Annotated in this window: 9 protein-coding genes, 1 tRNA gene and 2 pseudogenes; 6 read left to right on the plus strand and 6 right to left on the minus strand. The window is 69.6% G+C overall.

The window, feature by feature from the left end; translation table 11 throughout:
* The first annotated feature begins 2 nt into the window (after nucleotides 1–2).
* The 5 genes from scpB to ONA70_RS32560 all read left to right on the plus strand — a co-directional run bounded on the left by scpB (nucleotide 3) and on the right by ONA70_RS32560 (nucleotide 4,169).
* Nucleotides 3–875: an SMC-Scp complex subunit ScpB gene (gene scpB, locus ONA70_RS32540; RefSeq protein ID WP_265010324.1), complete on the plus strand. Its 873-nt coding sequence runs from the start codon at nucleotides 3–5 to the stop codon at nucleotides 873–875.
* Nucleotides 862–1,632, plus strand: coding sequence for a pseudouridine synthase (locus tag ONA70_RS32545; RefSeq protein WP_265010325.1), 771 nt, complete (start codon nucleotides 862–864; stop codon nucleotides 1,630–1,632). Before scpB ends, ONA70_RS32545 begins: the two co-directional genes overlap by 14 nt.
* 192 nt (nucleotides 1,633–1,824) lie before the next feature.
* A complete protein-coding gene (gene cmk / locus ONA70_RS32550; RefSeq protein ID WP_265010326.1) occupies nucleotides 1,825–2,505 on the plus strand; it encodes a (d)CMP kinase in 681 nt (226 codons plus the stop codon).
* A 17-nt stretch (nucleotides 2,506–2,522) separates the two neighbouring features.
* Nucleotides 2,523–3,926 carry a ribosome biogenesis GTPase Der gene (gene der / locus ONA70_RS32555; protein ID WP_265010331.1) on the plus strand — a complete coding sequence of 468 codons (1,404 nt, stop codon included), beginning with the start codon at nucleotides 2,523–2,525 and terminating at the stop codon, nucleotides 3,924–3,926.
* Between the two features lie 169 nt (nucleotides 3,927–4,095).
* A tRNA-Pro gene (locus tag ONA70_RS32560) sits at nucleotides 4,096–4,169 on the plus strand.
* Between the two features lie 75 nt (nucleotides 4,170–4,244).
* Here ONA70_RS32560 and ONA70_RS32565 read toward each other — a convergent pair.
* From ONA70_RS32565 to ONA70_RS32585, 5 genes and pseudogenes are all read right to left on the minus strand, one after another.
* Nucleotides 4,245–4,433 (minus strand): annotated as a pseudogene (locus tag ONA70_RS32565) (site-specific integrase); the annotation flags it as partial.
* An 18-nt stretch (nucleotides 4,434–4,451) separates the two neighbouring features.
* A complete protein-coding gene (locus ONA70_RS32570) occupies nucleotides 4,452–4,859 on the minus strand; it encodes a hypothetical protein (RefSeq protein ID WP_265010327.1) in 408 nt (135 codons plus the stop codon).
* Entirely contained in the window at nucleotides 4,856–5,686 is an 831-nt protein-coding gene (locus ONA70_RS32575) for an IS5 family transposase (protein WP_265010328.1), read from the minus strand. The genes ONA70_RS32570 and ONA70_RS32575 overlap by 4 nt, the downstream gene beginning before the upstream one ends.
* 137 nt (nucleotides 5,687–5,823) lie before the next feature.
* Nucleotides 5,824–6,929 (minus strand): annotated as a pseudogene (locus tag ONA70_RS32580) (site-specific integrase); the annotation flags it as partial.
* Nucleotides 6,929–7,135 (minus strand): excisionase family DNA-binding protein, encoded by a 207-nt coding sequence (locus ONA70_RS32585; protein ID WP_265010329.1) that lies wholly within the window; start codon nucleotides 7,133–7,135, stop codon nucleotides 6,929–6,931. The pseudogene ONA70_RS32580 and the gene ONA70_RS32585, both read right to left, overlap by 1 nt.
* 136 nt (nucleotides 7,136–7,271) lie before the next feature.
* Between ONA70_RS32585 and ONA70_RS32590 the strand changes: the two genes are divergently transcribed.
* Entirely contained in the window at nucleotides 7,272–7,613 is a 342-nt protein-coding gene (locus tag ONA70_RS32590) for a zinc ribbon domain-containing protein (protein WP_265010330.1), read from the plus strand.
* 96 nt (nucleotides 7,614–7,709) lie between these two features.
* On the opposite strand, the gene ONA70_RS32595 is transcribed toward ONA70_RS32590, so the two are convergent.
* On the minus strand, nucleotides 7,710–8,177 hold a 468-nt coding region (locus tag ONA70_RS32595; RefSeq protein ID WP_319959434.1), incomplete at its 5' end, for a replication initiator.

The raw sequence follows: 8,177 nt of genomic DNA on the forward strand, positions 1-8,177 counted from the left end.
GGATCCCCCCGTGGGAGCGCCCCGCACCCCCGCAGCCCCCCGCCGAGTCGGAGCCGGACCCCGCCGCGGACGTGGAGCCCGAGCCCTCCGCAGATCTTGGCGGGAAACGGCCCCTCCAGGGGCCGGATTCTTCCAAGATCTCCATGCCGTCCGAGGCGGAGTCGACCGGCGCGGGGGAGCCGACGGGAGTCGACCCGGCCACCGACGAGCTGGCCGGCGCCGACGTGCCACCCGCCGACCTGGCGACGGGGGAGGGGGACGCGGCGGGCGTACCCGGGAAGCGGGGGCGGCGGCGGGCGGCGCCCGCGCCGGAGCCCGCGCCCGAGCTGGACGACGCCGAGCTGCGCGGCGCGCTGGAGGCGATCCTGCTGGTGGTGGACCAGCCGGTCAGCGAGCTGACCCTGGCCCAGGTGCTCGAGCAGGCCCCGGAGCGGATCGGCCCGATGCTCGACGAGATCGCCGCCGGCTACACCGCCGCCGGGCACGGCTTCGAGCTGCGCCGGGCCGCGGGTGGCTGGCGTCTCTACACCCGGCCGGAATACGCCACCTACGTGGAGCGGTTCGTGCTTGACGGGCAGTCGGTACGGCTGACCCAGGCCGCCCTGGAGACCCTGGCCGTGATCGCCTACAAGCAGCCGGTGACCCGGTCGCGGATCTCCGCCATCCGGGGTGTCAACTGCGACGGGGTGATCCGTACCCTGGTCTCCCGCGGCCTGGTCGAGGAGTGCGGCACCGAAGCGGACAGCGGGGCGTTCCTCTACCGGACCACCACGATGTTCCTGGAGAAGCTGGGGCTGAACTCGGTGGACGACCTGCCGCCCCTGGCCCCCTTCCTCCCCGACGACGTAGAAGAGCTTGCCGATGCGACGCGATGACCGTGCCCCGAAGCCCGACGCCCCCGTGTACGAGGATGCCGAGCGCCTGCAGAAGGTGCTCGCCGCCGCGGGGGTGGGGTCGCGGCGCGCCTGCGAGGACCTGATCTTCCGGCGCCGGGTCACGGTCAACGGGCGGGTCGCCCAGCTCGGCGACAAGGCCGACCCGACCCGGGACGTCATCCACGTCGACGGGGAACGGCTCCAGGTCGACACCCGCCTGGTCTACCTGGCGATGAACAAGCCGCGTGGGGTGGTTTCCACCATGGCGGACGAAAAGGGACGCGCGGCCCTGTCGGACTTCCTCGGCAACCGGGTGGAGCAGCGGGTCTACCACGTCGGGCGGCTCGACGCGGACAGCGAGGGCCTGCTCCTGCTCACCAACGACGGCACCCTCGCCCACCGGCTCATGCACCCGTCGTACGGGGTGCCGAAGACGTACCTGTGCGAGGTGTCCGGGCCGATCCCGCGCAACCTCGGCAAGCGCCTGGCGGCCGGGGTGGAGCTGGAGGACGGGCCGGTCAAGGTCGACTCCTTCAAGGTGGTGGACACCCTGGGCAAGACCGCCCAGGTGGAGGTGACCCTGCACGAAGGGCGCAAGCACATCGTCCGGCGGCTGCTGGCCGAGGTCGGGCACCCGGTGTCCCGCCTGGTGCGTACCTCCATCGGGCCGATCCGGCTGGGCGACCTGCGCGCCGGGCGCACCCGGCGGCTGACCAACGCGGAGGTCGCCGCGCTGTTCAAGGCGGTGGGTGACTGACCCCGCCCGTCGGGGTACGGGTCCCGGTAGGCTTCGACGCGGCCCGCGGGCCGGCGGGTGGCGCGGATCGCCCCCGGCGGCGTCGCGCGTGGCCGACCCGCGCGGTGCGGGCATGATTGACGACGATGGACAACCGCTCAACGGCACCGGAGACACCGGCGGCCCGCGAGGTACGGGCTGAGGAGGACAACGGTGGAGGAAAACGTACCGGCCGGGCGCTGCGTGGTCGCTGTGGACGGGCCGTCCGGTTCGGGTAAGTCCACCGTCTCGCGGCGGCTCGCCGTCAGCCTCGGGGCCCGCTACCTCGACACCGGTGCGATGTACCGGGCGCTCACCTGGGCGGTGCTGCGCTCCGGCGTCGAGCTGACCGACGCCGAGTCGGTGGCCAAGGTCGCCGGCGAGGTCGACCTGCGCATCGGCACCGACCCTCAGGGGTACGGCGTGACCGTCGACGGGGTCGACGTGGCGAAGGAGATCCGCGGACCGGAGGTGACCGGCGCGGTCTCCGCGGTGGCCGCCGTGCCGGCTGTCCGCGAGCTGCTCGTCGCCCGGCAGCGGCAGGTGATCGCCGACACCGGCCGGATCGTCGTCGAGGGCCGGGACATCGGCTCGGTGGTGGCCCCGGACGCCGACCTGAAGGTCTACCTGACCGCCTCCGAGGCGGCCCGTGCCCAGCGGCGCAGCGCCGAGGACGCCGCCGACGTGGCCGCCACCGCCGCCGACCTGGCCCGCCGGGACAAGCTCGACTCGACCCGCACGGTCAACCCGCTCCAGCAGGCCCCGGACGCGGTCGTGCTGGACACCACCGAGCTCGGCATCGACGAGGTCGTCGCCCGGCTGCGCGCGCTGCTCACCGAGCGGGGCGTGGCGTGAGCGAGCGAACCGGCGGCGTGAGCGAGGACAGCGGCTGGGTGGAGCTCGTCGAGCCGGAGCTCGACTCCGGCGAGCCGGCCGGCCCGCAGCCCGTGGTGGCCGTGGTCGGCCGCCCCAACGTGGGTAAGTCGACCCTGGTCAACCGGATCATCGGCCGCCGCCAGGCGGTCGTCGAGGACATCCCCGGCGTGACCCGCGACCGGGTCCCGTACGACGCGCAGTGGAACGGCCGGGCGTTCACCGTGGTGGACACCGGCGGCTGGGAGCCGGACGCGAAGGACCGGGCCGCGGCCATCGCCGCGCAGGCCGAGGCAGCCGTCGCCACGGCCGACGCGGTGCTCTTCGTGGTCGACGCGATGGTCGGCTCGACCGACGTCGACGAGGCCGCGGTGAAGATGCTGCGGCGCAGCGCCAAGCCGGTCATCCTGGTGGCCAACAAGGCCGACAACACGGCCATCGAGATGGAGGCGACCTCGCTCTGGTCGCTCGGGCTCGGCGAGCCGTACCCGGTCTCCGCGCTGCACGGCCGGGGCTCCGGCGACCTGCTCGACGCCATCATGGACGTGCTACCCGAGGCCCCCAAGGTGCTGGAGCACCGGCCCCGCGGCCCACGCCGGGTGGCCCTGGTCGGCCGCCCCAACGTCGGCAAGTCCAGCCTGCTCAACCGCTTCTCCGGCGAGGAGCGGGCGGTGGTCGACTCGGTCGCCGGCACCACCGTCGACCCGGTCGACAGCCTGGTGGAGATCGGCGGGGAGACCTGGCAACTGGTGGACACCGCCGGCCTGCGCAAGCGGGTCGGCAAGGCCAGCGGCACCGAGTACTACGCCAGCCTGCGGACCGCCTCGGCGATCGAGGCGGCCGAGGTGGCCGTGGTGCTGCTCGACGCCAGCGAGGTGATCAGCGAGCAGGACCAGCGGATCCTCTCCATGGTGGTGGACGCCGGCCGGGCCCTGGTCATCGCCTTCAACAAGTGGGACCTGGTCGACGGCGAGCGCCGCTACTACCTGGACAAGGAGATCGACCGGGAGCTGCGCCGCATCCCCTGGGCGATCCGGCTCAACCTGTCGGCCAAGACCGGCCGGGCGGTCGACAAGCTCGCCCCGGCGCTGCGCAAGGCCCTGGCGAGCTGGGAGACCAGGATCCCGACCGCGCAGCTCAACCAGTGGCTCACCGCCCTGGTCCAGGCCACCCCGCACCCGGTACGCGGTGGCCGGGCGCCGCGCATCCTCTTCGCCACCCAGGCCGGGGTGGCTCCGCCGCGCTTCGTGCTCTTCACCACCGGCCCGCTGGACGCCGGCTACCAGCGCTTCGTCGAGCGCAAGCTCCGCGAGGAGTTCGGCTTCGAGGGCAGCCCGATCGACATCTCGGTACGCGCCCGCAAGAAGCTCGGCCCCGGCGGCCGCGGCAAGGCCCACGGCTGACCCTCGTCCCCGAAGAAGCCGCCGGGATCTCTCCCGGCGGCTTCTTTCCTAGGACGCTCTAGGGGGAGTGGCGCGGGGCACGTGCGGCACAGGAGGGGCCTGTGCGCGCGGTGCGAAGATCCTGCGCTAAGCTGTACCGGCTGCCGCGGGGAACACCACGCGGGGGCATCGGGACGTGGCGCAGTTTGGTAGCGCACTTGACTGGGGGTCAAGGGGTCGTCGGTTCAAATCCGGCCGTCCCGACGCAGGTCAAAGGCCATTCGGAATCTTCCGGATGGCCTTTTCTGATCTTGTACAGCAGCGAAGTACAGCAACGGCTCATTGATCGAGGCTCTGGCCGAGCTTCCGTAGGGCTTCGCGGGTGGCCTTGGACGAGACCTGGCTGTAGATCTCCATCGTGATCGAGAAGTCCGCGTGTCTCAGGATCGCCATCGCGATCCGGGGATGCACATCCAGGTCGACCAGCAGCGAACCGCAGGTGCGTCGGGCGTCGTGAACGGTGATCTTAGAGGGCGGTTCGGAAGACTAGGTCCTTTTCGGGGCAAGAGCGAATATTCCGGGTTCGGTCTCGGTGAGGATCTGGCGGCTGACCAGGCGTTTCAGTCTCGCGCGGGCACCTTCGACGTGCTTGGGTGAGGGCTCGACGCCGACGGCGATGCAGATGTCTTTGGCCCGCATCCCGGTGGGCGCGGCGTGGAGGACGGCAAGGATCTGCTGGTAGGGGGCGCTGGCGACGGTTGGATCCTCGGCCGTGAACTCGGCGGCGGTCAGTGCTTGCAGGGTGGTGCGGGTGGTCGCCAGGTCGGCCAGTTCGCTGTCGATGCGGGCGAGTTCGGCGGTGAGCGTCGTGATCTGCTGGCGTAGCCGATCGGCGGCCTGACCTGCGGCGGTTTCGCGTTCGGCGATCAGGTCGAGGATCGTGGTGATGTTCACCGGTGCCGCCAGGACGGGGTGTTGGTGCCGGTCAGTCGCCGGACCATGTTGGCCATCGATGCCCACAGGGTGCGCGACACCGATGACTCCGGTCGGCTCTCGTATTCGCGGGCGAGGCGGCGGTGCAGCATCAGCGTGCCGTTGACCTGCTCGACGATCCACCGCTTGCGGACCGGCACGAACCCCTGGTCGGTGTCGGAGCGTTTGACGATTTCGACGTCGATGCCCAGGACGGCGCCGTGGACCGCGACGTCCTGTTTGAAGCCGGCGTCCACCCAGGCCCGGGTGACCGTCGGGGTGTGCTCGGCGACCTCGTCCAGGAGCTTGATCCCGATCGCGTTGTCGGTGATCGACGCGGCGGCCACCACCACGGCGATGATCAGGCCGAGGGCGTCCACGGCCAGGCCCCGCTTACGGCCGGGCACTCGTTTCGCGGCGTCCTTACCAGTCGTCGCCGCGGGCACGTGGTTGGCCGCGCGCAACGACTGGGTGTCCAACGCGACCGCGGTCGGATCCTCCCGGCGGCCGGCCTTCTCCCTCGCCTGGCAGCGCAGCAGTTCATGGATCGCCTGGTCGGTGCCGTCGTCACGCCACAACGCGAAGTAGTAGTACGTCGCCGACTTCTGCGGCAGGTCGTGCGGCAGATAAGCCCACTGACAGCCGGTCCGGTTCTGGTAGAGGATCGCGTTCACGATCTCCCGCAGGTCGTAGTCGCCCTGATGACCCGAAACCGAGACGCGCTTGGCCTTCCACGCGTCCAGGAACGGGCCGATCAGCGCCCACTGCTCGTCAGTGACATCACTGGGATACGGCTTTCGATCACCCATGACCAGCCCAACGCCGCTAACCGCCCACGGTTATGACCGGGATTCATCTTCACGACATCGAGTGATCCCTATCCACAGCGAACCTGCAGGACGATCTCCAAACGGACTCAAGCCGCAGACCAACTCAAAGATCTTCGAACCGCCCTCTTAGGGACGCCGGCGTGGCCGATGCGGCTGTCGTAGGAGCGGTTGAAGTTCCGCGGCTCGACCGGCAGCCCGTAGCGGGTCGTGAAGACCATGCCGGTGTCGTGCCACGCCTCGCCGGCCTTCTCTCTGGCCGCCTCCTGTTGGCGGTAGCGGCGCCGCAACGCGGTGACGCAGATGGCCGGCAGCGGCAGGGGAGCGTCGGACTCCTCGGTCTTCGTGGCCCGGTGGAGAAGCTTGCCGCGTACCCGCTGGAGCTGCTTGTCGATGACGAGGTTGATGTCGTGGTTGTCGCGGCAGTGCTCGCAGAAGTCTTCCCCATGTGGGGTGCATGGCTTGTCCCAGCCGTCCCACTCGATGTGGTCCCAGGTGAGACCGAGGACTTCGCCCTTGCGTAGGCCGAGCACGAGGACCAGGACGTAGGCGGCGTACAGGTAGTCGTCGCCGTCGCGGGACGATTCCAGGAACGCGCGGGCTTCCTCACTGCTCCACGACTTCCCCTTGCGGGCGCGGATGGGCGGGAGCTTCACGAGCGCCGCCACGTTCTTGACAACCAGCTCCTCCACCACAGCCTGAGAGAGCGCCGAGCGGAGAACAGCGCGGATGCCCTTCACGGTTCGAGCGGACGGAAGGTCTTGGCAGCACCGGCCGATCGCGCAGCATTTCCGGTTCTTCGGTGGTCGGCGTTCGTCCTTTCCCTGGGCGCAGCACTGGCACGTCTTCGCGACCTTGTTGAGCCAGGTCTGCACCTCGCGGACGGACAGCCGGCCGTCGAGCCGTTTCGCGCCAAGACCGGGCACGATGTAGAGGCGACTCAGGGTCTCGTAGGTGGCGTAGGTCAGCGGGGCGAGGTTCGGCTCCACGATTTCGGCGAGCCAGTACGTCATGTAGTTCGCGACCGTGGGGATGCTCGTGGCGACCGGGCCGGCTTTGGCTTGCTGGTGCAGCCTCACCCATTTGTCGTGGACCTCATCGCGGGTCTTGCCGTAGACGTACTTGCGGGCGCGTTTGCCGTCGGGCTTGGTGACCCAGACGTAGGCGGCGAACCCGTTCCGGTACGGAAGATCGAGCCTTCGCCGTTTGCGCGTTTGCCGGGCATCAGGCCGCCTCCTCCCGATCGATCTGCGCTTGGATGTACTCATCGATCCATTCCGGCAGGATGCGGCGGTACTTGCCGTCCTTGACCGAGCGCAGTTCCCCGGTGGCGATCTTCATCTTCACTTTCGACAGGCCGTAGCCGAGGATCGCGGCGACCTCGGCCGGCGAATGCCACTTCGGAACGATCTGGACTGGGCGTCTATCCATGTGGTGCCTCCTTAGGGTTTGGTGCTGATGTAGGCGTGGCTTTCGCCAACGGCTTGCTTGATAGGGAGTGCTGCTTTGACGGGCGGCCCGACCGCAGCCGGCGGAGGGCGGTGGAGTCGCGCGTATGGTCTGTTGCGTGACCACAGATGAAGATCGTGACCGCCTCGCCGAGCAACTCGTGGCGTTGCCGGTGTACGAGCTCGTTGATGTCTTGCGCCGTGTCTTGCCGCAGTACACCGAGGACCACTACGGCAGCCGAACGGAGTTGGCCCTGGCCCAAGTGACCGACTACGAGGACGAGCCAGGTCTTCAGTTGGAGCTGGTCGCCTGGCCTGACCGCGACTACTACGACGGCGGCCTTGGAATTGACCAGGGCTTGTGGGAAAGCGGTCACTGCGCGAAGTGCGATACCGAGGTGGCATCGAACGCAAAACGTGCGTTCTGCCCGTACTGCGGCTCCAGGTGCGACCTGACCTGACCTCAACCGGCGCCCTTCCGGCGTTTTGGCAGATGCGCTGTGGAGTTGTCAAAGAACGAGCACCCGGCGATCCGGGCAGGTGTTGACACGTACGTGTCAAGCGGCCAGAGGTTGGCCGGCGGTGGCGCGGTGGGCGGCCAGCTCGTCGGTCAGGGCGTCGAGGCCGGCTTGGTGTCGGGCGCGGGCCATGGCAGCGGCGGTGTTGGCGAGCAAGGCGTCTCCGGTGCTGATCCAGCCGGTGGCCTGATAGCCGAGTTCGTAGATGACTCGCTCGGTTTGTTCGTCGTCCCAGGTGTGGGGGTAGCCCTCGGTGCGCCGCCAGATGGTGCGCTGCAGGCGGATGAAGCCGAGGGTCGCGGAGAATGCGCGGCTCTTGGTGGTGATGTGGCCGCCGTAGCCAAACTGGTGGGCCCAGCGGCGGAGCCGGGTGTAGTCGGGGTGTTCTCCGAGGTCCCAGCAGGCCCGGATGAGCCGGCCGAGGTGCGTTGCCGGATCGCCGTGGACTTCGACGCTGAGGTCGTCGACGCGGCGCAGGTTCAGCCCGGTGACCTCGGTGCTCTTACC

The organism is Micromonospora yasonensis, from assembly GCF_026013475.1.
Classification (GTDB): Bacteria; Actinomycetota; Actinomycetes; order Mycobacteriales; family Micromonosporaceae; genus Micromonospora; species Micromonospora yasonensis.

Excerpts from the sequence above, each read along its gene's own strand:
- ONA70_RS32575 (WP_265010328.1), bottom strand. The coding sequence starts at position 5,686 with ATGGGTGATCGAAAGCCGTATCCCAGTGATGTCACTGACGAGCAGTGG.
- ONA70_RS32545 (WP_265010325.1), top strand. The coding sequence starts at position 862 with ATGCGACGCGATGACCGTGCCCCGAAGCCCGACGCCCCCGTGTACGAG.
- ONA70_RS32585 (WP_265010329.1), bottom strand. The coding sequence starts at position 7,135 with ATGGATAGACGCCCAGTCCAGATCGTTCCGAAGTGGCATTCGCCGGCC.